The following is a 23,652-nucleotide window of genomic DNA, read 5'->3' as shown; positions in this document are numbered from 1 at the left end:
GCCTTTGCTCGCGGTTCTGGGCGCGATCTATCTGGTCCATCTGGCCGCGGCGATTTCGCCCGGTCCGGCGGTCCTGCTCTGCGCCCGGACCAGCCTGCGTGAAGGCTTCCTGCGCGGCACTTGGCTGGCGGTCGGCATCGGGATCGGTGCCTGCATCTGGGCCATTGCCGCGCTCTTCGGGCTGGCGCTGCTGTTCAAGGTGGCGCCTGCCCTGCTGACCGCGCTGAAATTCGCGGGTGCGGTCTATCTGATCTATCTGGCGATCAAAATGTGGCGCCATGCTTCCGAGCCGCTGGCCGATCTCCCCGAAACCGAAGCCCCGCGCAATGCAGCAGGGCTGGTCTGGCTCGGGATCGCCACACAACTTGCCAATCCCAAACCCGCGGTGTTCTTCGGGACCATATTCCTGACCTTCGTGCCGCCGCAGGCCCCGCCTTGGGTCTATGTCGCGATCATCGGCATCGTGTTTTTCAATGATGCGGGCTGGAATGTGATCGTCTCGCGGATCTTCTCGCTCGAACGCACGCGCCGCGCCTATCTGGGTCTCAAAACCACAATCGACCGCGTCTTTGGCGGTCTCCTTGGCCTTCTCGGCCTCAAACTCGCCATTAGCTGAGAGGATACCCTCATGACCCGCCTGCCCCATGAAAAAGGCTTCCATATCAGCTGGGACCAGATCCACCGCGATGCCCGCGCGCTGGCATGGCGTCTGGATGGCAAGGGCCCGATCGAGGGCAACTGGAAGGCAGTTGTAGGCATCACCCGCGGGGGGCTCGTGCCCGCGATGATCATGGCGCGCGAGCTGGACATCCGCACCGTCGATACGATCTCTGTCAAAAGCTACAACCATCAGGCCCGGACCGAACCGCATGTGATCAAGCCGCCGCAGGCCGATATCATGGGCGCGGATGGTGAAGGCGTTCTGATCGTGGATGATCTCGTCGATACGGGCCGCACGCTGGAGCTGGTGCGCACGCTCTATCCCAAGGCGCATTTCGCCACGATCTACGCAAAACCGATGGGTGTGCCGATGGTCGACAGCTATGTGACCGAGGTCAGCCAGGATACATGGATCTTCTTCCCGTGGGATATGGCGCTGCAATATGTCGAGCCCTATCGCGGCACGGATGCCTGAGACGCTCGACTGAGATTACTTCCTGACTGCAGTCAGGAAATCAGCCCTTCATCTCACGCTGGCGCATTGGCATGGCATCGATCGTCGAAAACAGCTCGCTGACGCCCAGCGGGCTGTTCTGATTGGCCTTGATCCCGCCATCCTTGCCGACCAGCACAACGCGGAATCCCTCGGGGTTGCCGAGCGCGTCCCTCAGCGCGGAGGCTGATCCATCGGCCTCGGACAGAACCACGACGTCCCGATCCTTAAGTTCTGAGGCTGCGGATTTCAGATTGGTCATCTGGATCCTGTAGGCCGGATCGGCAGGATCATCCGCCAGCACGATCACCGGACGGGCCTTCCAGCGCAACCCGTCAAGGCTGTCATTGGTGCTGGTCAGGGTTACAAAATTGCTTGCCTGCTGCGCGTCTGCCCCACCGACAGCGGACATGATCCCCCAAGTCGATGCGGCGACGGCGGCAGCATAGGCAATCGGGCGTGCGGCATTGGGTAGATGAGGCATGGGCAATCTCCGAATTGGCTCCAAATTATCTTCCGTCGAGGCTCTGACCAGCAAGCAGCGGCGACTCACATCATGGCCACTCACGTCTGGTAAGTCTGTCATCACAACGTGACAAAAGCCCGAATTGTTCATTTTCAATTTGAGTTTTCTCGGAAAAACGCGAGGGCGCTACCGACATGGGCAAAAAATGCGCAGAACGGGTGGCACTTGGCCTTGTGCTTACGGGGGCAAGCTGCTCAGGTATGCGCAAGTTTACGAGGATAAGATGACACTCACGCCCCTTGCTCCGCCCATGGCCGCCACTTTCGCTCCGCCGGTGATGGAGGCGCGGCGCTGGCTCGAGGGTGTAACCTTCCCCGCAGATCGCCCTTTGATCAATGTCTCGCAGGCAGCGCCTGTGGCCGCGCCCCCCGAAGGGCTGCGCCTCGCGATTGCCGATGCGGCGATGACGCAGACCGAGGCGCATCTCTACGGCCCCGTGCTGGGGATGCCCGAGCTGCGCACCGAGCTGGCCGCCCAATGGTCCAAAGCCTATGGCGGCACGATCAGGGACAGCAATGTCGCCATCACCCAGGGCTGCAATCAGGCCTTTGCCGCCGCAATGTCGACGCTTGCGGCACCGGGAGACGAGGTGATCCTGCCGACGCCCTGGTATTTCAATCATAAGATGTGGTGCGATATGGCTTCGGTCACAGGCGTGCCCCTGGCCACCGGTGCGGATCTGTTGCCCGACCCCGAGAAAGCCCGCGCCCTGATCACCCCGCGCACCCGTGCCATTATTCTGATCACGCCCAATAATCCGGGCGGGGTGGAATATCCGCCGGCCCTCGTGCAGGCCTTCATGGATCTGGCGCGTGACCACCGGATTGCGCTGATCCTCGACGAGACCTATCGCGATTTCGACAGCCGCGAGACCCGCCCGCATGAGCTGTTCACCGATCCCGATTGGGGCGACACGCTGATCCATCTCTATTCCTTCTCCAAGGCCTACCGCCTGACCGGCCACCGCGTCGGCGCGATGGTGGCCTCCGAGGCGCGTCTGGCCGAGGTCGAGAAATTCCTCGACACCGTCGCCATCTGCGCAGGCCAGCTGGGCCAGATCGGCGCGCTCTGGGGGATGCGCAATCTGGGCGATTGGGTCGCGGGCGAACGCGCCGAGATCCTTGCCCGCCGTCAGGCGATGGTCGAGGGGTTCAAACGGCTCAACGGCTGGCGGCTGATGGGCTGTGGCGCCTATTTCGCCTATGTCGAACATCCGTTCACGCTCGATGCGCCCGATGCGGCCCGCGAGCTGGTCAGACAGGCCGGCGTCCTCCTGCTGCCCGGAACGATGTTCATGCCCGAAACCGATGCCTCGGGCAAACGCCAGTTCCGCATCGCCTTTGCCAATGTCGATGCACAAGGTATTTCGACCCTGATGGACCGGCTGAGCACCGTCTCGCTCTAAGGAAAACTCTGAATTCCCCGCGAGCAGACGGCCTTGCAGGGCCGGAATGCTTGCGGGCTTGATGAGTTGCGCCTAAACACCACCCAACACACTGACAGGCATGCCCCCCGGGCGGAGGAACTGATGGCAAACAAGCTGCGCACCCATGGCAAGAATACCGTGGTCTGGATTCTGCTCGGACTGATCGTGATTGGCCTGATCGGCTTCTCTGCTAGCAATTTCGGCACGAGCACCGGCTCGATCGGCTCGGTGGGCGACACCAAGATCTCGACCAATGATTATGCCCGCGCGCTGCAGCGCGAACAGAACCAGATGCAGCAACAGACCGGCCAGGCGATGAGCTTCCAACAGTTCCAGATGTATGGTCTGGACCGCCGCGTGCAGGGCCAACTGTTCGGTCAGGCCGCCTTCGAGAACGCCGCCGACAAGATCGGCATCTCGATCAGCGATGACGTGCTGGCCAAACAGATCCAGCAGATCCAGGGCTTCCAGAATGCCGCCGGTGATTTCGACCGCAACACCTACCAGATGGCGCTGCGCAATCAGGGCATGAAGGAGCGCGAATTCGAACAGAAACTGCGCGCCGAGGTCTCGCGCTCGATCCTGCAAAGCGCCGTTGTGTCGGGCGTCCATGCACCGGATGCCGAGGTGAATGCCTATGCCGAATATATGGGCCAGACCCGCAGCGTGGCTTGGGCCGAGGTCACCAAATCCGATCTGACCCAGCCTGTGCCCGCCCCCACCGAGGACGCGCTGAAGACATATCACGACGATCATTCGGATGACTTCATGTCGCCCGAGACCAAGAAGATCACCTATGTCTGGATCTCGCCCGACATGCTGGCCGACAAGGTCAAACTGTCTGACGACGACCTGAAAGCCGAATACAATTCCCGCATCGAGGAATTCCAGCAGCCCGAGCGCCGTCTGCTCGACCGTCTGGTCTATCCCGATATGGATGCCGCCAAAGCCGCCCGTGCGGCCTTTGATGATGGCTCCAAGGATTTCGAGGCGCTGGCCAAGGATCGTGGCCTGACGCTGCAGGATACCGATATGGGCGATATGGCCGAGGAGGATCTGGGCGATGCGGGCAAGGAGATCTTTGCCGCCGATAAGGGCGCGGTCATCGGCCCCGTCGAGACCGATCTGGGCCCTGCCCTTTACCGTGTGAACGGGGTTCTGCCCGCCAATAACCGCAGCTTCGACGAGGTGAAGAGCGAGCTGGGCGAGAGCGCCCGCGACGCCGCTGCCCGCAAGATGATCGAGGACGAGCGCAGCAAGCTCGAGGATGAGGTTGCAGGCGGTGCTACGCTCGAGGATATCGCCAAGGATACCAATATGGAGCTTGGCACGATCGAGTATAGCGAGGATAGCTCCGAAGGGATCGCGGGCTATGATGCCTTCCGCACGGCCGCAGCGCAGATCAAATCCGACGATTTCGCCGAACTGACCGAGCTTGATGATGGTGGCCTCTTCGCGATGCGCCTTGATGGCACGACGCCCGCCGCCGTGATCCCCTTCGAAAAATCCCGCGATCAGGTGCAGGCGGCATGGGAAGCAGAGAAGCTTCTCGAGGCCAAACAGGCCCGTGCCGACGAGGCCGTGAAAGCCATCACCGACCATCCCGACACCCAGCTTTCGGCCACTGGCCTCCTGAGCACCGAAAGCGGCAATCTGGCGCGGGGCGCCTATGTCAAAGGCCTCTCGCCTGCCGCCTTGCAACAGGCCTTCACGCTCGATCTGAACGCGGCCGCTAAGGTCACCGATGGCGAGAAGGTCTTCGTTGTGCGCCCCGTCAAGATCACCAAACCCGATCTGAAAGACGATGCGACCGCCAAGATGGTGGAGAACCTGCGCAATCAGGTCTCGCAATCGCTGGCCGGTGACATGGTCGATCTCTATGCCACCGCGATCCAGAACGAGGATGGCATGCAGATGAATTCCACCGCCATCAACGGCGTCAACGCGCAGATGCGCTGAGCCAACCCATTACCCAAAGCCTGAGGAGGTTCGACATGGTTGCCCTATTCCCGTCTTTCGAGGCGTTCGACTCCGGCTGGCAAGACGGTAAGAACCAACTGGTCTATGCGCGTCTGGCGGCAGATCTCGATACGCCCGTCTCGCTGATGCTCAAACTCACCGATGCGTCGAAAAACAGCTTCATGCTGGAATCGGTCACCGGTGGCGAGGTGCGCGGGCGCTATTCCTTTGTCGGTATGAAACCCGATGTGATCTGGGAATGTCGTGGCGAGACCGCGCGGATCAACCGTTCGGCGCGTTTCGAGGAGACCTTCGAGACGCTCGACGGTCACCCGCTCGACAGCCTGCGCGCGCTGATTGCGGAAAGCCGCATCGACATGCCCAAAGACCTGCCTGCAGGGGCCGCCGGCCTTTACGGCTATCTTGGCTACGACATGATCCGTCTGGTCGAGAAACTGCCCGATGTGAACCCCGATCCGCTGGGCGTGCCGGATGCGGTGCTGATGCGCCCGTCGGTGATTGCCGTCCTTGATGGCGTGAAGGGCGAGGTCATCCTCTGTGCGCCCGCATGGACCGGCTCGGGCCTTTCGGCCAAGGCCGCCTATGCGCAGGCCGCCGAACGGGTGATGGACGCGCTGCGCGATCTGGACCGCACGCCCAACCAGCCCCGTGAAATGGGCGAGAACTTTGCCGTGGGCGAGCTGCGCTCGAACTTCACCCGCGAGGGCTACATGGCCGCGGTCGAGAAGGCGAAAGACTATATCCGCGCAGGCGATATCTTCCAATGCGTCCCCGCTCAGCGGTGGTCGGCCGATTTCCCGCTGCCGCCCTTCTCGCTCTATCGCTCGCTGCGCCGCACCAACCCCTCGCCCTTCATGTTCTATCTGAATTTCGGCGGGTTCCAGATCGTGGGCGCCTCGCCCGAGATCCTCGTGCGGGTGCGCGATGGCGAGGTGACGATCCGTCCCATCGCGGGCACCCGTCCGCGGGGTGCGACGCCCGAGGCCGATCGTGCGCTGGAAGCCGATCTCTTGTCAGACAAGAAGGAACTGGCCGAGCATCTGATGCTGCTGGATCTGGGCCGCAACGATGTGGGGCGTGTGTCGAAAATCGGCACTGTCCATCCGACCGAGAAATTCATCATCGAGCGTTACAGCCATGTGATGCATATCGTGTCCAATGTGGTAGGCGAGATCTCGGACGAGCATGACGCGCTCTCGGCGCTGCTGGCAGGGCTGCCTGCGGGCACCGTGTCGGGCGCGCCCAAGGTCCGCGCGATGCAGATCATCGACGAGCTGGAACCCGAGAAGCGCGGGATTTATGGCGGCGGCGTGGGCTATTTCGCGGCCAATGGCGAGATGGATATGTGCATCGCGCTACGCACGGCGGTGGTGAAGGACCAGACGCTCTATATCCAGGCCGGGGGCGGTGTCGTCTATGACAGCGATCCGGCGGCGGAATACGAGGAAACCGTCAATAAATCCAAGGCCCTGCGCAAGGCGGCCGAGGATGCCGGTCTCTTCGCCCATCGCGGCAATTGAACAACGAAAGGCCCGCAGCGCGCGGGCCTTTTTGCTGTCTGGCTTAGTCCTGCGTATCGAATTGCGCCGAGACCGGCGCCAGTGCCACGTCATCATGCGCGCCCGAGGCCCAGTCGCGCAGGCCCGCCACCGATTCCGGCCATGCGCTTAGCATGACCACCGTCTTCCCGTCGCGCTTCGCCTCGAATTCGGCGCGGGTCAGCTCGCGGGCGATATGGCTTGCCCGCTCGCGCCCGTCATCGAGCACCCGCCAGATCTTCGCCTCGGGCCAATCGGCATTATGCGCCAGCTGGGAAGCCGAATTGCTACCGCGGTCCTGCGTGATCAGGGCCAGACCGTCGCGCTCGGCCAGCTCCAGCAGATGCTGCGAGAGTTGGCGGTCGTTCTGCACCACAGGTGCCGCAGGTTCGACCAGCGCCACCGCACCCGGCACGGCCTGCCGCCATGCCTCCATCGCGGTGTCGAGATCCTGCGCCACGGGTGAGGCAGGCAGCCCCGTCATCAGGATAGCGACCTCGTAGCCCGCGCTCCGATACGCCTGCGCCACCGCCCGCGCATCCGACCGCGCGGGGTCGATCGCGATGGTCAGCGGATAGCCGAGGCTGAGAAGCGTGTCCTGATCCAGACCACCTATGGCGATGCCCCTATCGATCAGCACCACCGAGAAGAGCGCGGCGCCCTCGGGCCGCTCGAACGCCGCACGATTGGTTTTCCATGCGCTGGCGTCGGGGGTCGGGGCGGCAGCAGACGGCGCGGCCCCCGCACCGATCTGCGGCAGGCGGTCCGTCGCCACATCGGGATCGGCGCGGAGCCCCGCCCCCTCGCCTGCGGCAAAGACCCGCGGTTTTTCGACCCGCCCATCCGGCAGGACCTGCGAGCCATCGGGCAGCAGCACGATCTCGGAGGCGGTTCCGGACGGGGGCGCGCTGGTGCCGTCATCGCCCTCGGGGGTGATCGCCGGATCGACCGGTTTCTCGGCCATCGGCAGATCGGGGGCCACGGCCTCGCCGGGTGGCGGAACGGGGATCTGCTCGATGCTCCCGGGCATATTGGCGGCCTCATCGCCGGTCGCGGGAGTGCCAGCGGTATCGGGCGCGCTCAGGCCCGCCTCGGGACGCGCGCCCGGATCGGTGAAATCCTCCACCTCCCCCGCATCGGGACCGACGACCTGTGCCAATCGTGTGGCCTGCGGCGCGGGGCGGGGATCGGGCGCGCGCTCCGGTGCCAAGTCAGGCGCTATATCGGGGGCGGCATCCGGCAGGGCAGCGGCAAGTCCGGCGGTAAAACCGGCGGGCGCATCGGTCGAATCATCGAGCGCGGCCAGCGGCGATACGGGCGCGGTATCGGGCGCCATTTCCTCTTCAGGTGCGGCGTTCTCCTTGTCCTGCAGGGCATGGCCCTGAACGGGCGTATCCGCCACGGGTGCTTGTGCGGCCTGTCTGGCAGGGGCATCGTCGGCCTGTAGCCCGTCCAGCGGCAGAATGAGCGACACAAGGCCCAAACCCAGCACCGACACGATCGCGCCAACTGCTACACCGGACAAAAGGCCTCGCACCATAAGGCAAACTCCCTCGTTCTTGCCAATCTCGCGGGCGGGATGCAGGAAATCATGGGTCCTGCCCTTGACCATCGCGCCACGCTGCGGGCATCTATAGCGCGACATCCATCCCGGATCACCCCGGAAATCGGCTCGGACGTGCAAAGCCTGCGCGGACGTGACCCAAAAGCTTCCCCGGTTCCGGCCCGAAGGCGTTAGGCGAGCATATGCTACTTCTCATCGATAACTACGACAGCTTCACCTATAATCTGGTGCATTATTTCGGCGAGGTGGGCGCGGATGTGAAGGTCGTGCGCAATGACGCGCTGAACACGCAAGACGCGATGGGCATGGGAGCCGAGGCACTGGTGCTCTCGCCCGGTCCGGGCACGCCCGCACAATCGGGGATTTGTGTGCCTGTGACGCTGGCAGCCTATGAGGCGGACCTGCCGCTCTTTGGCGTCTGCCTCGGCCAGCAGACCATCGGCGAGGCTTTCGGCGGCGATGTCGTGCGCCATACCGAGATCGTGCATGGCAAGATGGGCACCATCCATCACAACGGCAAAGGCGTGTTCCGCGGGCTGCCCTCGCCGCTTCAGGCCACGCGCTACCATTCACTGGTGGTGGACCGTGCTACCCTGCCCGACTGTCTCGAGGTCACCGCATGGCTGGAAGATGGCACCATCATGGGGCTGCGCCATAAGGAGAAGCTGATCGAGGGGGTGCAGTTCCACCCCGAATCCATTGCCTCCGAACATGGCCACCAGATGATCCGCAACTTCCTCGAGGATGCCGGTGTCACGCTGAAAGACATGAAAGAGGCCTGAGCGATGAGCGATGCGATGAAACCGCTGATCTTTGCGGCCTCCGAGGGGCCGCTTAGCCGTGCGCAGGCCGAACATGCCTTCACGCTCCTGTTCGAGGGCAAGGCCACGCCCGCCCAGATCGCGGGGCTCCTGATGGCGATGCGCGCGCGCGGCGAGAGCGTGAGCGAATATGCCGCGGCCGCGGCCGCCATGCGCGCGGCCTGTGTGCCGATCCATGCGCCCGAGGGCGCGATGGATATCGTGGGCACCGGTGGCGATGGCAAACACACGCTCAATATCTCGACCGCGACGGCCTTTGTGGTGGCGGGAGCCGGCGTGCCGGTGGCCAAACATGGCAACCGCGCGGCCTCGTCCAAATCGGGCACGGCGGATGTGCAGGGCGAGCTGGGCATCAATGTGATGGCCGGCGTGGAGGCGGCGCAGCGCTCGCTGAATGAGGCGGGCATCGGCTTCCTGATGGCGCAGGTCCACCACCCTGCCATGCGCCATGTGGGGCCCGTCCGCTCCGAGCTGGGCTGCAAGACCATCTTCAACATCCTCGGGCCGCTGACCAATCCCGCAGGTGTCAAACGCCAGCTGACAGGTGTTTTTGCTCCCGATCTGATCTGGCCGATGGCCGAGACCCTGCAACTTCTGGGCTCCGAGAAAGCATGGCTCGTCTATGGCTCGGATGGCACAGACGAGATTACCATCACCGGTGTGACCACCGTGGCCGCGCTCGAAAACGACAAGATCCGCGAGTTCGAGATCCATCCCGAGGATGCGGGCCTGCCGGTGCACCGGTTCCGCGATATCGTGGGCGGCACGGCGGCAGAGAACGCCGCAGCCCTCCGCGCGATCTTCAATGGCGAGAAATGCGCCTATCGCGATGCGGTTGTGCTGAATGCGGCCGCAGCGCTCGTGGTGGCGGATCGCGCCACGACCCTGAAAGAGGGCGCCGAACTTGCCGCCCATTCCATCGATAGCGGGGCCGCCCTGCGCGCCCTTGATACGCTTGCCAAGATCACGCAGGAGGCCACGGCATGAGCACCATTCTGGACAAGATCAAGGCCTACAAGCTTGAAGAAATAGCCGCCGCCAAACAGGCCCGCCCGCTGGGGGGGATCGAGGCCGAGGCGCGTGCGCAATCACCCACCCGTGGCTTTGCCAAGGCGCTGGCTGCGAAATCCGAGGCAGGCTATGGCCTGATCGCCGAGATCAAGAAGGCCTCGCCCTCCAAGGGCCTCATCCGCCCCGATTTCGACCCGCCGAGCCTTGCCAAAGCCTATGAGGACGGTGGGGCTGCCTGTCTGTCGGTGCTGACCGATACGCCCTCTTTCCAGGGTGCGCCCGAGTTCCTGATGCAGGCGCGGGGGGCGTGCTCGCTGCCCGCTTTGCGCAAGGATTTCATGTATGACACCTATCAGGTGACCGAGGCCCGCGCCTGGGGGGCCGATTGCATCCTGATCATTCTGGCCTCCGTCGAGGACGGTCAGGCCGCCGAGCTGGAGGCTGCGGCGTTTGACTATGGCATGGATGTGCTCCTCGAGGTGCATAACCGCGAGGAACTGGACCGCGCGCTGAAGCTGAAATCGCCCCTGATGGGGGTGAATAATCGCAACCTCAAAACCTTCGATGTCACGCTGGATGTGACCCGCGAGCTGGCGCCCGTGATCCTTGCCGAAGGCCGCGATCTGGTCTGCGAGAGCGGCATCTTCACCACCGAAGACATGGCCGATATGGCGGGTGTGGGGGCGCGCCGGTTCCTGATCGGCGAAAGCCTGATGCGTCAGGACGATGTGGTGGCTGCCACCAAAGCCCTGCTGGCCCGCGCATGAGCCTGTCGCATTTCGACGCCGCCGGTCAGGCCCATATGGTCGATGTTTCGGACAAGCCCGTCACTGCCCGCGTGGCTGTGGCGCGTGGCCATGTGGTGATGGCGCCCGAGACTCTGGCCTATGTGATCCAGGGCACAGCCAAAAAGGGGGATGTTCTGGGGATCGCGCGGATTGCGGGCATTCAGGCCACCAAACGCACCGCCGATCTGATCCCGCTGTGCCATCCGCTGCCGATCACCAAGGTCGCGGTGGATCTGGTGCCCGATGACACATTGCCCGGTGTGCGGGTCGAAGCCACCGTCAAAACCACGGGCCAGACCGGTGTCGAGATGGAGGCGCTGACCGCCGTTTCGGCAGCCTGCCTGACCGTCTATGACATGCTCAAAGCGGTCGAGAAATCCATGCGGATCGAGGGGATCGAGGTCGTGCTGAAGGATGGCGGCAAATCGGGCCGCTACGAGGTGGGCGCATGAGCCTGCTCCCCGTCGAGGAGGCGCTCGAGCGGGTGCTCGCGCTGGCCTCGCCCCTGCCCCTCGAGACCGTGCCCCTGCGCGCCGCCGCTGGCCGCGTGATGGGCGTGCCGGCCAATGCGGGCCTGACCCAACCGCCGTTCTCGGCCTCGGCGATGGACGGCTACTGGCTGGACGCCGCCGACCATCTGCCCTCGGCACAGCTTGACGTGGTAGGCGAATCCGCCGCCGGTCGCAGCTATCAGGGCGAGATCGCACAGGGTGAGGCGATCCGCATCTTCACCGGCGCGCCCGTGCCGCGCGAGGGCGGCGTGGTGGTCCTGCAGGAAAACACCACCCGTGAGGGAAGCGGGCTCACGCTTGCCGCAGAGCTGTCCACCAATGCCAATATCCGGCCCAAAGGTCAGGATTTCGCGCAGGGCACCCTCTTCCATCCCGAACGCCCGCTGACGCCCCGCGATCTGGGACTTCTGGCGGCGATGAATGTGGCCAATGTCACGGTGCATCGCAAACCGGTGGTCGCGATCATCGCGACAGGCGACGAGCTGGTGATGCCCGGCAATCCTCCGGGCCCAGACCAGATCATTTCCTCCAATAGCTTCATCGTGGCAGCCCAGGTCGAGGCGATGGGGGGCATCGCGCGCATGCTGCCGATCGCTGCGGATGACCGCGAGAGCCTACGCTTGGTCTTCGATCTGGCCAAGGGTGCCGATCTGATCGTCACCTCGGGCGGGGCCTCGGTGGGAGATCATGATCTGGTGGGCGAGGTGGCCGCAGAGTTGGGCCTCGAGCGTAGCTTCTGGAAAATCGCCATGCGTCCGGGCAAGCCGCTGATGGCGGGACGCATGCGTGATGCGGTCCTCCTGGGGCTGCCCGGCAATCCGGTCTCGGCCACGGTCTGCGCCGAGTTGTTCCTGAAACCGATGTTGGCCAAGATGCAGGGCCGTGCACATCGGCAAGAACCGCTGCGCGCCATTCTGGGCTGCGACCTCGGCCCGACCGGTCCGCGCACCCATTACATGCGCGCGACGCTGGAGGAAGCGGACGGCTTGCCCCGCATCACCCCCTTCACCAATCAGGACAGCGCGATGCTGTCCCTTCTGGCGCAGGCAGACGCCTTACTTATTTGTGAACGTGGTGAAGGGCCTTTCAAACAAGGCGATGAAGTCTCCTATCTCCCTTTGATCTAAGCAAAATCCCGTTCCGGAATTGACACGGAACAGGAACACAGGTAGAACTTTAAACGAACATGACTTGACACGCGCTTAGATTTTCGTCGGAGACCCAGATGCTGACTCGCAAACAACTGGAATTGCTCAATTTCATTAATCTGCGTCTGCAGCAGGACGGCGTTCCGCCCTCTTTCGACGAGATGAAAGACGCGCTGGAACTGCGCTCGAAATCGGGGATCCACCGGCTGATCACAGCGCTGGAAGAACGTGGTTTCATCCGCCGTCTGCCGCACCGGGCGCGGGCCATCGAAGTGCTCAAGATGCCGGAGACGCAAGAAAAACAGCGTGATAGCGGCTTTACGCCCGCGGTGATAGACGGTGGCCGCCCCGAACGTCCCGCCAAGGCGATGGATCTCGAGGCGGTGCATGCGCTGGAGCTGCCGGTGATGGGCAGGATAGCGGCGGGTGTGCCGATCGAGGCGATCTCCGAGGTCTCGCATAATGTCGCGGTGCCGGGAAGCATGCTGGCCGGAGCGGGTCGTCATTACGCGCTGGAGGTGCGGGGTGATTCCATGATCGAGGCTGGGATCAATGATGGCGATATCGTCGTGATCCGCGAGCAATCCACCGCCGAGAATGGCGAGATCGTTGTCGCGCTGGTAGATGAGGCGGAGGCAACGCTCAAGCGCTTCTATCGCCGCAGTGGCATGATCGCACTGGAGGCGGCCAATCCCGCCTATGAGACCCGGATGTTGCGTGGTGATCAGGTGCGTGTGCAGGGGCGGCTTGTCGGGCTGATCCGCAACTACTGATAAAGCTCGGGCGTGGTCCAGAGCCTGCGCCCGACCCTTTCGCGGACCGAGGTCAGCGACCCATCCTCGCCCCATGACACCGCCCCCGTTTGCGCCAGCCGCGCCCTGTCCCAGATCCGGCATTGCACGGTATCGCGCGGCAGATCAGGTGGCAGCTCCGCCGCAATAATCACCAGTGCTCCGTCCCGGCAATACTCGGATAGGTGATCGGGCGCGGCCTTACCGGTCAGGTGGACCAGATCCACACTACGCCAATGGCTGTGCCGGATGCCTTTGTCTCCCGCCCATGCCGGACGGGACGCCGCCTCCGAGATCCCCGCCATATCCCCATCGGCCTCGAGCCATATCCCTGCCACGAACCCCGCCCCGTCGCGTGAGAGCGCCCGCCCCGCAGGGGTCATCAATCCGACCTGCTCGGCTTCGGGCGCAACGATCAGGGCCGGACGCGGGGCCTGCCACCATATAAGCGCCGCGAGACACAGAGCGAGCGCCCCGCCCCCCCGCCCGATCCCGCGCGAGAGGATAAAGACCACCGCCCCCGCTCCAAGGAGCGCCACAACCAGTTCGGGCGGCGCCTTGACGGCGGTGACAGAACCGGGCCACCCCGCCACCATCCGCGCCACGCCCAGCAGCCAGCCGGTTCCGAGCCCCAGCAGCCAGAAGGCCGGTCCGCCCAGACCCAGTGGCGCCAGCGCCAGCGCCAGAAGCCCCGCCGGCATGATCACCATCCCCATAGCAGGCACTGCCAGAAGATTGGCGACGAGCCCGTAATCGGCCATGCGATGGAAGGTGGCTGCGGTCAGTGGCGCTGTTGCCAGCCCTGCGATCAGCGAGCTGGAGCCGAACCCGATCGGCACGCGCAGGACATGCGGCAGGCGCGGTGCGAGCCTAACCCATAGCGCAAGGCCCGAAATCAACGCGACGGTCGCCGCAAAGGACAACTGGAACCCCGGATTGAGGAGTGCCTCAGGCGTGGCCATCAGGATGACGATCGCCGCCAGAGCCACATTGCGCAGGCTGAGCGCGCGCCGGTCGAAGATCACGGCGCCCAGCATCACCGCCGCCATCACCCATGCCCTCTGGGTGGAAACCTGCCCGCCCGACAGCCAGAGATAGGCGCTGGCCGCAAGGATCGCGACAACGGCGGCGATCTTGCGGCTCGGCCATAGCAGCGCGGGCCGCCCGAGCCCCGCAAGGCAAAGCCGCACAAAGGCAAAGACGAGCCCCGTCAACAAGCCGACATGCAGACCCGAGATGGCCACGACGTGATAGATATTGGCCGCGCGCATCACCTCGTTCGTGCTCTCCGATAACGCGGACCGGTCACCGGTGAGGATGGCGCTGGCGATGGCCCCGTTCTGTCCCGGCAGATGGGCGAGGATCAGACGTGACAGCCGCTCGCGTAGACGGTTGGCCAGCAATGCGGCCCCTTGCGGCGGATCGATCAGCATCACCGGGGTGCGGGAATAACCCACCGCGCCGATCTGCTGGAAAAAGGCGATCCGGCGGAAGTCGAAGGCATCGGGGGCAGCAGGGGGCGGCGGCGGCATCAGGTAGCCTGTCAGCATCACCCGCTGGCCGGGGCGCAGCGCCAGATGGTCCTGTGTTCCGTGCAGCGAGACCCGCACCTTCGCAGGAAGGCGCTCCGGCGCGACCCTGTCGAGGCGCAGCCGGTCCAGCAGCAGGCGCGGCCTGTCCGAGGCGCTGCGATCCAGCGAGAGCACCCGACCCTCGATTGTGCCGTAATAGCGGAAGTCCAGCACGGGGGCGGCCACCAGATGCGCCCTGAGCCCCGCAAGACAGAAACCGAGCGCCATCACCCCGATCATCGCACAGGGAAACCATAGTGCTACTGGCAATCGTCCGCGCCCGACCCCTGCAAGCGCGACGATGCCCCCTGCCATGAGATAAACCGGCGCGTCCGGCTCGGTTTTCAGCCCGAACCAGAGCCCGATTCCCGTCCCCAACCCCAGCGGCAGCCAGAGCATGAGTTGCAGATAGGCCTGCATCGAGGCATGCCCGAGGACCGTCAGTGCCCTCGCATACCAGCGGCTCTCCCGTTCAGCCATATGATCTTGCGAGAAAACCTCGCTCATCACGCCTCCATGCCCCGTAGAATACCCCGAAAGATTTGGCCGGGCTGCCCCTGCGTGATGGCTCGAACCCTTGTCCTTCCGGGCTGTGCCTCTTATTCATCGACGCAAAGAAACCGGAACCCTACGCCGACCACGGTCAGGCAACATGGTTTCCAAATGCTTAATGCGCGCTAAATGGCGCCTCGAAAGGCCCTCACGATGTCCGACCAGATCGTCACCCGCTTTGCCCCCTCGCCGACCGGCTACCTGCATATCGGGGGCGCGCGCACCGCACTCTTCAACTGGCTCTATGCCCGCCATATGGGGGGCAAGGTGCTGTTGCGGATCGAGGATACCGACCGCGAGCGCTCGACCGATGCGGCCACGGCGGCGATCATGAAAGGGCTCGACTGGCTGGGCCTCGATTTCGACAGCGACCCGATCAGCCAGTTCGAGCGCGCGCCCCGCCATGCCGAAGTGGCCAACGAAATGCTGGCGCGTGGCGAGGCCTATAAGTGCTTCTCGACCCAGGACGAGATCCAAGCCTTCCGCGACACCGCCAAGGCCGAGGGCAAATCCACCCTCTTCCGCAGCCCGTGGCGCGATGCGGACCCCTCGACCCATCCCGACGCGCCTTTCGTGATCCGCGTGAAAGCGCCGCTCGAGGGCAAGACAGTGATCAAGGATGCCGTGCAAGGCGATGTAACCATCCGCAATGACCAGATCGACGACATGATCTGTTTACGTTCTGATGGTACGCCTACCTATATGCTTGCTGTGGTTGTGGATGATCATGATATGGGCGTCACGCATGTGATCCGTGGCGATGACCACCTGACGAATACCGCCCGTCAGATGCTGGTCTATAATGCGATGGGCTGGGATGTGCCCACCTTCGCGCATATTCCGCTGATCCACGGCCCCGATGGCAAAAAGCTTTCCAAACGCCACGGCGCGGTCGGCCTCGAGGAATATCAGGCCATGGGCTATCCGGCGGCCGGCATGCGCAACTATCTGACGCGCCTTGGCTGGAGCCATGGCGATGATGAATTTTTCAGCGACGAGCAGGCGCGCGAATGGTTCGATCTGGGCGGAATCGGCAAATCTCCCGCGCGGCTCGATTTCAAGAAACTCGCCAATATCTGCGGTCAGCATATCGCCGTGATGGATGACGCCGATATTGTTGCTCAAATTGACGGCTATCTTGCAGCTGCTGAACAGGCCCTGCTTTCTGACGCACAAAAAGCCGACCTGGAGCGGGCAATGTATTGCCTGAAAGACCGCGCGAAGACTTTCCCAGAACTCCTTGAAAAAGCGGCATTTGTCCTCAACCAGCGTCCGCTGGAACTAGACGAGAAATCGGAAAAGGCTTTGGATGCGGTATACCGTGGTATCCTGAAAGAATTGACGCCGCAGTTGCAAAATGCTAGCTGGACGCGAGAGGAATTGGAGGCAATTGTACAAACTGTCGCAGAGGCGCATGGACTGGGGCTTGGCAAGCTTGCTGCCCCCTTGCGCTCGGCTCTGGCAGGGCGTTCAGTAAGCCCTAGTGTTTTCGATATGATGCTGATCCTCGGTCGCGACGAGACCGTGGCGAGGCTGAATGATCAGGTGGCCTGAGGCCGGGCCACCTTCCGGCTCGACCGGATAATTACAGACCGGCGCGGCCCAGCCGGCATTACGAAAGGGAACCCAATGGCTGATAGAACGGCGACGCTCACCCTGGACGGGAAGTCCTACGATCTCCCCGTGCTTTCTCCGGCTGCAGGCCCGGATGTCATCGACATCCGCAAGCTCTATGCACAGGCTGACGTCTTTACCTATGATCCGGGCTTTACCTCGACCGCGTCTTGTGAATCCGCAATTACCTTCATCGATGGGGAAAAGGGCGAGCTTCTGCATCGCGGCTACCCCATCGACCAGCTCGCGCAGAACTCGCATTTCCTCGAGACCTGCTATCTGCTTCTCTACGGGGAACTGCCGGACAAGGCGCAGATGGAAGATTTCGAATATCGTGTGACCCGTCACACGATGCTGCACGAGCAGATCAACAACTTCTTCCGTGGTTTCCGTCGCGATGCACACCCGATGGCGACCATGGTCGGTGTCGTGGGTGGCCTGTCTGCCTTCTATCACGACAGCCTCGACATCAACGATCCGTGGCAGCGTGAGGTCGCCGCGATCCGCATGATCGCGAAGCTGCCGACCATCGCCGCGATGGCGTATAAGTATTCGGTCGGCCAGCCGATCGTCTATCCGCGCAACGATCTCGATTACGCGTCGAACTTCCTGCATATGTGCTTCGCGGTTCCGGCTGAGCCCTATCATGTGGAGCCCGCGCTTGCCAAAGCCATGGACCGCATCATGATGCTCCATGCCGATCACGAGCAGAACGCCTCGACCTCGACCGTGCGCCTCGCGGGCTCCTCGGGCGCCAACCCGTTCGCCTGTATCGCTGCCGGCATCGCCTGCCTCTGGGGTCCGGCACATGGTGGCGCCAACCAAGCCTGCCTCGAGATGCTGCGTGAAATCGGCACCGTCGACCGCATTCCGGAATATGTCGCGAAGGCGAAAGACAAGAACGATCCCTTCCGCCTCATGGGCTTCGGTCACCGCGTCTACAAGAACTTCGACCCGCGGGCGAAGGTCATGAAAGAATCGGCGGACGAGGTGCTGGCGTTGCTGGGTATCGAGGATAACCCGCTCCTGCAGGTGGCCAAAGAACTCGAGAAAATCGCCCTCGAGGACCCCTATTTCGTCGAGAAGAAACTCTACCCCAACGTGGACTTCTACTCGGGCATCATCCTCGAAGCGATGGGCTTCCCCACCTCGATGTTCACCCCGATCTTCGCGCTGTCGCGCACCATCGGCTGGATCTCGCAGTGGAAAGAGATGATCGAGGATCCGACCGGCAAGATCGGCCGTCCGCGCCAGCTCTATACCGGCGCGACCGCACGCGATTATGTGCCCGTCGAAGACCGCTGATCAAAGCTGCATTTGATACAGATCATGGAAAGGCCGGGAGATTCCCGGCCTTTTCTCGTAGCTGACAGATGGATGACGCCGGAGGGGCCAGCGGCCCCGACCGGTTTCGCGAGGGCCTCGATGGCCCGAGAGAAACCGGCTCCGGCGCGGAGCACAACATAAGGACGACCCGATGCCGCATGACAGACTCGCCCTCATCACCGGTGCCTCCCGCGGCTTGGGCGCAGGTCTTGCCGAAGCGCTGGCCGCGCGTGGCTATCACATCATGGCCGTCGCCCGCACCGTGGGCGCGCTGGAGGAACTCGATGACCGCATCCAGGCCAAGGGGGGCCGTGCGACGCTCGCGCCGCTTGACCTCAAAGATCCCGCGCAGGTCCAGCATATGGGGCAGGCCATCGCCACCCGCTGGGGCGGTGTGGATCTGTGGTGCCATACGGCGATCCACGGCACCCCGCTCTCGCCCGCCGCGCATATCGCCCAGAAAGATATGGAGGCGGCCATCGCCATCAATCTGACACTGCCGGCCATGCTGATCCCGATGATGGAGCCCCTTCTGCGCGCCCGCACCGGACAGGCCGTCTTTTTCGACGACACCCATGGCGGGGAGAAATTCTTCGGGAGTTACGGCGCCACCAAGGCCGCCCAGATCGCCCTCGCCCGCTCTTGGGCGGCCGAAACCGCCACGATCGGCCCGAAGGTCAGCATCCTCTCGCCGCGCCCCATGCCGACGGGTCTGCGGGCGCGCTTCTTCCCCGGCGAGGACCGCGCCCCCCTCACCCGACCGCGTGACGAGGCACAGCGTCTGATCGACTGCCTGCTGCCCCAGCCTGCCTGATCCAGCAGCGTTCCGGCCCTTGAATGCCCAAGCCTGAGGCAGTCTGCCGCAATGCGGCGCGAAGGACACGCCCTGTGACCTTTGTGCAGCGTCCTGCCGCAGCGCGGGGGCTTCGGCGCTTTACCGCTCGCGGAGGCCGCGTTATCACCTAGCTCAAGCACAAAGGGGCGCGTGCGTAGCCGCATCGCCCCATCATCTTCAGCTAAGAGGTTCGGGGCAGATATGCGCATTCTCATCACCAATGACGACGGGATCAATGCACCGGGCCTGAGCGTCCTTGAAGAGATCGCCAAAAGTCTTGCCGGACCCGCAGGAGAGGTCTGGACCGTCGCCCCCGCCTTCGAGCAATCGGGCGTCGGCCATTGCATCAGCTATTCGCGTCCGATGCTGACCGCCGAGCTGGGACCGCGCCGGTTTGCCGTCGAGGGCAGCCCTGCCGATTGCGTGCTGGCCGGCATCTACGACATCCTGTCGGACGCCCGCCCCGATCTGATCCTCTCGGGCGTCAATCGCGGCAATAATTCCGCCGAGAACGCACTTTATTCCGGCACGTTGGGCGGCGCTATGGAAGGCGCTTTGCAGGGCATCCCCGCCATCGGTTTGAGCCAGTTCATGGGCCCGCGCACCTCTGTGCTTGATGACCCCTTTGAAGCCGCGCGCCAGCATGGCCCGGCACTTGTCCGCAAGCTTTGGGAAAACGGCATCTGGGATGATGGCCCCTATCGCGTCTTCTACAGCATCAATTTCCCGCCTGTCCCGGGCGCCGATGTCAAAGGCAGCAAGGCCGCACCTCTGGGCTACCGCACCGATAGTTTCTTCACCACCGAGGCCACCTTCTCGCCCTCGGGCAAGAAATTCCTCTGGGTAAAGGGCGGCCCGCAACACACAGCCACAGCGCCAGGCACCGATGCCGCTCTCAATCTCGATGGCTATATCTCGGTCACGCCGATGCGCGCCGATCTGACCGCCCACGATGTGCTGGGCAAACTGAAAACGGTCCTTGAATGAGCACGCCCGACGACGATGCCGAGCGCAAGATGCGCTTCCTGTTCCAGATCCGCTCGCGCGGTGTGACCGATGCTGCCGTGCTCAAGGTGATGGAACGGATCGACCGCGGGAAGTTCGTTCGCGGCATCTTTGCGGGACGCGCCTATGAGGACATGCCGCTGCCGATCAGCTGCGGCCAGACCATCAGCCAGCCCTCCATCGTCGGGTTGATGACACAGGCGCTCGAGATCGGGCCGCGCGACACGGTACTGGAGGTCGGCACAGGCTCGGGCTATCAGGCCGCGATCCTCTCGGGTCTGGCGCGCCGCGTCTATACGGTCGACCGCTACAAACAGCTGATCCGCGATGCCGAGGATGTGTTCCGCGCGCTCGATCTGTCCAATATCGTGGCCTTGGCGGGTGATGGCAGCTTCGGTCTGCCCGATCAGGCCCCGTTCGACCGCATCATCGTGACGGCCGCCGCTGAAGACCCTCCGGGTCCGCTCTTGTCGCAGCTGAAACCGGGCGGTATCATGGTGTTACCCGTGGGCCAGTCCGACACCGTGCAGAGCCTGATCCGTGTGCGCCGCCTCGAAACCGGCTTCGATTACGAGGAGCTACGCTCGGTCCGCTTCGTGCCGCTGGTCGAAGGGCTGGCAAACGAGTGATGCCGGAACGGGTTGCGGTTCCCGCCCCAGTGTCTACAACAGCTAAAAAGGGCCCGACAGGGGCAGGAACCAAAGAGGAAAGAGCGCCGATGACTTCTTACAGACGCCCCCGTCTTGCAACCTTCCTGATGATGGGCTGTGCTGCGGCCGCGCTGTCTGCCTGTATGCCATCGGGCTTCGATCCCGACCTGCGTAAATATTCCCAGATCGGCTTCGACACCACCGATGCGGCCCAACGGGCCACGGCACCGCGCCCGCAATCGGACAATCGCGGTATCATCTCCTATCCGACCTATCAGGTGGCCGTCGCCAGCCGCGGTGATACCGTGGCAAGCGTGGCCGCCCGCGTGGGTGTGAACGCCAATGATCTGGCCCGCTACAACGCCATCGGCACCTCCACCACGCTCAATCAGGGCGCGGTTCTCGTGCTACCGAGCCGCGTGCAGGAACCGGTCGGGACCGGCTCCTACACCGGTGCCACCACCGCAAGCGGTGCCGAGAATATCGACATCACATCGTTGGCCTCCAATGCCATCGATCGCTCGCAAGCGTCTGGCGCGACCACTCCGGCGGCCGCCCCCGCAGCCAGCAAACCGGTTGCAGGCAAACCCGCAGGCCCCGAACCCGTCCGTCACCGCGTGGCCCGTGGCGAGACCGCCTATTCCATCGCGCGCTATTACGACATCCCTGTCAAATCATTGGCCGACTGGAACGGGTTGCCCTCGGATATGAGCGTGCATGAGGGCCAGTATCTGCTGATCCCGACCGCCCTTCCCTCGTCGGGCAAGGTCACGACCAGCCAGCCCGGTCAGGGCAGCGCCACGCCCACGCCGCCTTCGGCGGCAGAGCCGCTGCCGCAGCAGAGCACAAAACCGGCATCGGCGCCGGTAGATACCTCCTCCGTGCCCAATCTGAGCAAGCAGGTCAGCGCCTCCAATTCGGCGAAACTGCTGATGCCGGTCAGCGGCTCGATCATCCGCCCCTATGTGAAGAAGAAGAACGACGGGGTCGATATCTCGGCGGCAGCCGGCACCCCCGTGAAAGCCGCAGCCGATGGCACGGTGGCCGCAATCACCAAAGATACCGATCAGGTGCCGATCCTTGTGCTGCGCCATGCGGACGGCCTGCTGACCGTCTATGCCAATATCGACAATATCTCCGTCCAGAAAGATGGCACCGTCAAGCGCGGCCAGACCATCGCTAAAGTCCGCAACAGCAATCCGGGCTTTGTGCATTTCGAGGTCAGGCAAGGCTATGAGAGCGTCGATCCGATGCCGTATCTGCAATAAGAAAAGGGGCCAAGAGGCCCCTTTTCCATATTCACCCGCTACCGCCTACCCCTTGCGGCAAAGGCCAGCCGCTCGAAGAGATGCACATCCTGTTCGTTCTTCAGAAGCGCCCCATGCAGTTTGGGCAGCAGGTTTACCCCGTCCGATTTCAGATCCTCCGGCGCAAGATCCTCGATCAGCAGGAGCTTGATCCAGTCGAGCACCTCCGAGGTGGAGGGCTTCTTCTTCAGACCGGGCGTCTCGCGGATCTCGTAGAACCGCGTCAGCGCCTCGGCCAGAAGCTTGGGCTTGATCTGCGGGAAATGCACCTCGACGATTCTGGCCAGCACTTCGGGCTCGGGAAAGCGGATATAGTGGAAGAAACAGCGCCTCAGGAAAGCGTCGGGCAGCTCCTTCTCGTTATTGGAGGTAATGATGACCACGGGGCGGTGGGTCGCGCGAATGGTCTCGCCCGTCTCGTAGACATGGAACTCCATCCGGTCGAGCTCCTGCAGGAGGTCGTTCGGGAACTCGATATCAGCCTTGTCGATCTCGTCGATCAGCAGCACGCAGCGCTCGGACGCGGTGAAAGCCTGCCAGATCTTGCCGCGGCGGATGTAATGGCCGATCTCGCTGACCTTGGGATCGCCCAGCTGGCTATCACGCAACCGCGAGACCGCATCGTATTCATAAAGCCCCTGCTGCGCCCGGGTCGTGGATTTGATCCCCCACTCGATCATCTCCATCCCCAGCGCCTGCGCCACCTGTCGCGCCAGTTCGGTCTTGCCGGTGCCGGGCTCGCCCTTGACCAGCAATGGCCGCTCCAGCGCCACCGCCGCATTGACCGCCACCGTCAGGTCGGTCGGCGCGATATAGCTGTCGGTCGATTGGAATTGCATGACAAATCTCCCTTTGCCTGCGCCCATTAAGCCTCAAACGGCTACCTTTACGCCATAGCGAAAAGAGCCGTTGCATAAAAATCAGGCACCGCCCCTAAACTAAGCATCGAACCCCGCTAGAACGTGACAAACTGTCTCGGGTCGGGTATTCGGGCGGCGTGGAATCGTGCATCCAGCAGGGCACGAACACACAACTACCCAAAGGGTCAGGCACCATAGAAAGGCCAGTCATGAAACCCGAAATCTTTCTTCCGGATGATTACCGCCCGGCTGAAGACGAGCCGTTCATGAACGATCGTCAACTGGAATATTTCCGTCGCAAACTCAACGATTGGAAGCACGAGCTTTTGGCACAATCCGCCGAAACGCTTGAAGGTCTCTCGGAATCCGCAAGATCCGTTCCCGATGTCGCGGACCGCGCCTCGGAAGAAACCGACCGCGCCCTTGAGCTGCGCACCCGTGACCGTCAGCGCAAGCTGGTGGTGAAGATCGACGCGGCGCTGCGCCGTATCGATGAAGGTGAATTCGGCTATTGCGAGAAAACCGGCGAGCCGATCTCGCTGCGTCGTCTGGATGCGCGACCGATCGCCACCATGACGCTGGAAGCGCAGGAGCGCCACGAGCGCCGTGAGCGGGTTCATCGCGACGACTGATTGACGTAGGCTCTGCCTGCGTTTTTTTGTGTTTTTCATTCG

At 63.3% G+C, this 23,652-nt stretch carries 22 protein-coding genes; 18 read left to right on the top strand and 4 right to left on the bottom strand.

Annotated features, from left to right (window positions below; translation table 11 throughout):
• Positions 1–4 precede the first annotated feature (4 nt).
• Positions 5–616: a LysE family translocator gene (locus ABEB22_RS10135; RefSeq protein ID WP_406870202.1), complete on the top strand. Its 612-nt coding sequence runs from the start codon at positions 5–7 to the stop codon at positions 614–616.
• Positions 617–628: 12 nt separating this feature from the next.
• Complete coding sequence (gene gpt, locus ABEB22_RS10130) at positions 629–1,135, top strand: xanthine phosphoribosyltransferase (RefSeq protein ID WP_339113029.1); 507 nt, start codon at positions 629–631, stop codon at positions 1,133–1,135.
• 40 nt (positions 1,136–1,175) lie between these two features.
• Here gpt and ABEB22_RS10125 read toward each other — a convergent pair whose 3' ends face one another.
• Complete coding sequence (locus ABEB22_RS10125) at positions 1,176–1,637, bottom strand: DUF4174 domain-containing protein (RefSeq protein WP_406870201.1); 462 nt, start codon at positions 1,635–1,637, stop codon at positions 1,176–1,178.
• 265 nt (positions 1,638–1,902) lie between these two features.
• On the opposite strand from ABEB22_RS10125, the gene ABEB22_RS10120 reads away from it, so the two are divergent.
• The 3 genes from ABEB22_RS10120 to trpE all read left to right on the top strand — a co-directional run bounded on the left by ABEB22_RS10120 (position 1,903) and on the right by trpE (position 6,605).
• Positions 1,903–3,084 carry an aminotransferase gene (locus tag ABEB22_RS10120; protein ID WP_406870200.1) on the top strand — a complete coding sequence of 394 codons (1,182 nt, stop codon included), beginning with the start codon at positions 1,903–1,905 and terminating at the stop codon, positions 3,082–3,084.
• A gap of 123 nt (positions 3,085–3,207) precedes the next feature.
• A complete protein-coding gene (locus ABEB22_RS10115; protein WP_406870199.1) occupies positions 3,208–5,064 on the top strand; it encodes a SurA N-terminal domain-containing protein in 1,857 nt (618 codons plus the stop codon).
• A 35-nt stretch (positions 5,065–5,099) separates the two neighbouring features.
• On the top strand, positions 5,100–6,605 hold the full coding sequence (gene trpE / locus ABEB22_RS10110; protein ID WP_350937413.1) for an anthranilate synthase component I: 1,506 nt from the start codon (positions 5,100–5,102) through the stop codon (positions 6,603–6,605).
• Between the two features lie 43 nt (positions 6,606–6,648).
• Here trpE and ABEB22_RS10105 read toward each other — a convergent pair whose 3' ends face one another.
• A complete protein-coding gene (locus ABEB22_RS10105) occupies positions 6,649–8,268 on the bottom strand; it encodes a divergent polysaccharide deacetylase family protein (protein ID WP_406870198.1) in 1,620 nt (539 codons plus the stop codon).
• A gap of 101 nt (positions 8,269–8,369) precedes the next feature.
• On the opposite strand from ABEB22_RS10105, the gene ABEB22_RS10100 reads away from it, so the two are divergent.
• The 6 genes from ABEB22_RS10100 to lexA all read left to right on the top strand — a co-directional run bounded on the left by ABEB22_RS10100 (position 8,370) and on the right by lexA (position 13,240).
• Entirely contained in the window at positions 8,370–8,969 is a 600-nt protein-coding gene (locus ABEB22_RS10100; protein ID WP_339113035.1) for an aminodeoxychorismate/anthranilate synthase component II, read from the top strand.
• 3 nt (positions 8,970–8,972) lie between these two features.
• Entirely contained in the window at positions 8,973–9,995 is a 1,023-nt protein-coding gene (trpD, locus tag ABEB22_RS10095) for an anthranilate phosphoribosyltransferase (protein ID WP_339113036.1), read from the top strand.
• Entirely contained in the window at positions 9,992–10,786 is a 795-nt protein-coding gene (gene trpC, locus ABEB22_RS10090; protein WP_406870197.1) for an indole-3-glycerol phosphate synthase TrpC, read from the top strand. Before trpD ends, trpC begins: the two co-directional genes overlap by 4 nt.
• Entirely contained in the window at positions 10,783–11,259 is a 477-nt protein-coding gene (gene moaC / locus ABEB22_RS10085; protein WP_350937405.1) for a cyclic pyranopterin monophosphate synthase MoaC, read from the top strand. The genes trpC and moaC overlap by 4 nt, the downstream gene beginning before the upstream one ends.
• Before the next feature lie 2 nt (positions 11,260–11,261).
• The gene (gene glp / locus ABEB22_RS10080; protein ID WP_406871144.1) at positions 11,262–12,446 is read left to right on the top strand and encodes a gephyrin-like molybdotransferase Glp; all 1,185 of its coding nucleotides are present in this window, start codon (positions 11,262–11,264) and stop codon (positions 12,444–12,446) included.
• A 98-nt stretch (positions 12,447–12,544) separates the two neighbouring features.
• On the top strand, positions 12,545–13,240 hold the full coding sequence (gene lexA / locus ABEB22_RS10075) for a transcriptional repressor LexA (RefSeq protein WP_339113039.1): 696 nt from the start codon (positions 12,545–12,547) through the stop codon (positions 13,238–13,240).
• Here the strand turns inward: lexA and ABEB22_RS10070 are convergent.
• Positions 13,234–15,336: a ComEC/Rec2 family competence protein gene (locus ABEB22_RS10070; protein WP_406870196.1), complete on the bottom strand. Its 2,103-nt coding sequence runs from the start codon at positions 15,334–15,336 to the stop codon at positions 13,234–13,236. The two genes, lexA and ABEB22_RS10070, sit on opposite strands and share 7 nt — an antisense overlap.
• 198 nt (positions 15,337–15,534) lie before the next feature.
• Between ABEB22_RS10070 and gltX the strand changes: the two genes are divergently transcribed.
• The 6 genes from gltX to ABEB22_RS10040 all read left to right on the top strand — a co-directional run bounded on the left by gltX (position 15,535) and on the right by ABEB22_RS10040 (position 22,079).
• On the top strand, positions 15,535–16,935 hold the full coding sequence (gene gltX / locus ABEB22_RS10065) for a glutamate--tRNA ligase (RefSeq protein WP_406870195.1): 1,401 nt from the start codon (positions 15,535–15,537) through the stop codon (positions 16,933–16,935).
• A 75-nt stretch (positions 16,936–17,010) separates the two neighbouring features.
• A complete protein-coding gene (locus tag ABEB22_RS10060) occupies positions 17,011–18,300 on the top strand; it encodes a citrate synthase (protein WP_339113042.1) in 1,290 nt (429 codons plus the stop codon).
• A 172-nt stretch (positions 18,301–18,472) separates the two neighbouring features.
• On the top strand, positions 18,473–19,135 hold the full coding sequence (locus ABEB22_RS10055) for an SDR family NAD(P)-dependent oxidoreductase (RefSeq protein ID WP_350937396.1): 663 nt from the start codon (positions 18,473–18,475) through the stop codon (positions 19,133–19,135).
• A gap of 222 nt (positions 19,136–19,357) precedes the next feature.
• Positions 19,358–20,143 (top strand): 5'/3'-nucleotidase SurE, encoded by a 786-nt coding sequence (gene surE, locus ABEB22_RS10050; protein ID WP_406870194.1) that lies wholly within the window; start codon positions 19,358–19,360, stop codon positions 20,141–20,143.
• The gene (locus ABEB22_RS10045) at positions 20,140–20,790 is read left to right on the top strand and encodes a protein-L-isoaspartate(D-aspartate) O-methyltransferase (RefSeq protein WP_339113045.1); all 651 of its coding nucleotides are present in this window, start codon (positions 20,140–20,142) and stop codon (positions 20,788–20,790) included. Before surE ends, ABEB22_RS10045 begins: the two co-directional genes overlap by 4 nt.
• A gap of 89 nt (positions 20,791–20,879) precedes the next feature.
• Positions 20,880–22,079 carry a peptidoglycan DD-metalloendopeptidase family protein gene (locus ABEB22_RS10040; RefSeq protein WP_406870193.1) on the top strand — a complete coding sequence of 400 codons (1,200 nt, stop codon included), beginning with the start codon at positions 20,880–20,882 and terminating at the stop codon, positions 22,077–22,079.
• 38 nt (positions 22,080–22,117) lie between these two features.
• Here ABEB22_RS10040 and ABEB22_RS10035 read toward each other — a convergent pair whose 3' ends face one another.
• Complete coding sequence (locus tag ABEB22_RS10035; protein WP_350937391.1) at positions 22,118–22,957, bottom strand: MoxR family ATPase; 840 nt, start codon at positions 22,955–22,957, stop codon at positions 22,118–22,120.
• Positions 22,958–23,187: 230 nt separating this feature from the next.
• On the opposite strand from ABEB22_RS10035, the gene dksA reads away from it, so the two are divergent.
• Positions 23,188–23,610: an RNA polymerase-binding protein DksA gene (gene dksA / locus ABEB22_RS10030; protein WP_339113047.1), complete on the top strand. Its 423-nt coding sequence runs from the start codon at positions 23,188–23,190 to the stop codon at positions 23,608–23,610.
• Positions 23,611–23,652: the final 42 nt, after the last annotated feature.

Origin of the sequence: Thioclava sp. 'Guangxiensis', from assembly GCF_045348365.1 — a bacterium.
Lineage (GTDB): Bacteria > Pseudomonadota > Alphaproteobacteria > Rhodobacterales > Rhodobacteraceae > Thioclava > Thioclava kandeliae.
This window is presented reverse-complemented; position numbering and strand designations above follow the sequence as displayed.

Bases quoted from the DNA above. Each gene is read 5' to 3' on its own strand.
- gpt (WP_339113029.1), top strand. From the start codon at position 629: ATGACCCGCCTGCCCCATGAAAAAGGCTTCCATATCAGCTGGGACCAG.
- ABEB22_RS10125 (WP_406870201.1), bottom strand. From the start codon at position 1,637: ATGCCTCATCTACCCAATGCCGCACGCCCGATTGCCTATGCTGCCGCC.
- ABEB22_RS10120 (WP_406870200.1), top strand. From the start codon at position 1,903: ATGACACTCACGCCCCTTGCTCCGCCCATGGCCGCCACTTTCGCTCCG.
- ABEB22_RS10115 (WP_406870199.1), top strand. From the start codon at position 3,208: ATGGCAAACAAGCTGCGCACCCATGGCAAGAATACCGTGGTCTGGATT.
- trpE (WP_350937413.1), top strand. From the start codon at position 5,100: ATGGTTGCCCTATTCCCGTCTTTCGAGGCGTTCGACTCCGGCTGGCAA.
- ABEB22_RS10105 (WP_406870198.1), bottom strand. From the start codon at position 8,268: ATGTCGCGCTATAGATGCCCGCAGCGTGGCGCGATGGTCAAGGGCAGG.
- ABEB22_RS10100 (WP_339113035.1), top strand. From the start codon at position 8,370: ATGCTACTTCTCATCGATAACTACGACAGCTTCACCTATAATCTGGTG.
- trpD (WP_339113036.1), top strand. From the start codon at position 8,973: ATGAGCGATGCGATGAAACCGCTGATCTTTGCGGCCTCCGAGGGGCCG.
- trpC (WP_406870197.1), top strand. From the start codon at position 9,992: ATGAGCACCATTCTGGACAAGATCAAGGCCTACAAGCTTGAAGAAATA.
- moaC (WP_350937405.1), top strand. From the start codon at position 10,783: ATGAGCCTGTCGCATTTCGACGCCGCCGGTCAGGCCCATATGGTCGAT.
- lexA (WP_339113039.1), top strand. From the start codon at position 12,545: ATGCTGACTCGCAAACAACTGGAATTGCTCAATTTCATTAATCTGCGT.
- ABEB22_RS10070 (WP_406870196.1), bottom strand. From the start codon at position 15,336: ATGAGCGAGGTTTTCTCGCAAGATCATATGGCTGAACGGGAGAGCCGC.
- gltX (WP_406870195.1), top strand. From the start codon at position 15,535: ATGTCCGACCAGATCGTCACCCGCTTTGCCCCCTCGCCGACCGGCTAC.
- ABEB22_RS10060 (WP_339113042.1), top strand. From the start codon at position 17,011: ATGGCTGATAGAACGGCGACGCTCACCCTGGACGGGAAGTCCTACGAT.
- ABEB22_RS10055 (WP_350937396.1), top strand. From the start codon at position 18,473: ATGCCGCATGACAGACTCGCCCTCATCACCGGTGCCTCCCGCGGCTTG.
- surE (WP_406870194.1), top strand. From the start codon at position 19,358: ATGCGCATTCTCATCACCAATGACGACGGGATCAATGCACCGGGCCTG.
- ABEB22_RS10045 (WP_339113045.1), top strand. From the start codon at position 20,140: ATGAGCACGCCCGACGACGATGCCGAGCGCAAGATGCGCTTCCTGTTC.
- ABEB22_RS10040 (WP_406870193.1), top strand. From the start codon at position 20,880: ATGACTTCTTACAGACGCCCCCGTCTTGCAACCTTCCTGATGATGGGC.
- ABEB22_RS10035 (WP_350937391.1), bottom strand. From the start codon at position 22,957: ATGCAATTCCAATCGACCGACAGCTATATCGCGCCGACCGACCTGACG.
- dksA (WP_339113047.1), top strand. From the start codon at position 23,188: ATGAAACCCGAAATCTTTCTTCCGGATGATTACCGCCCGGCTGAAGAC.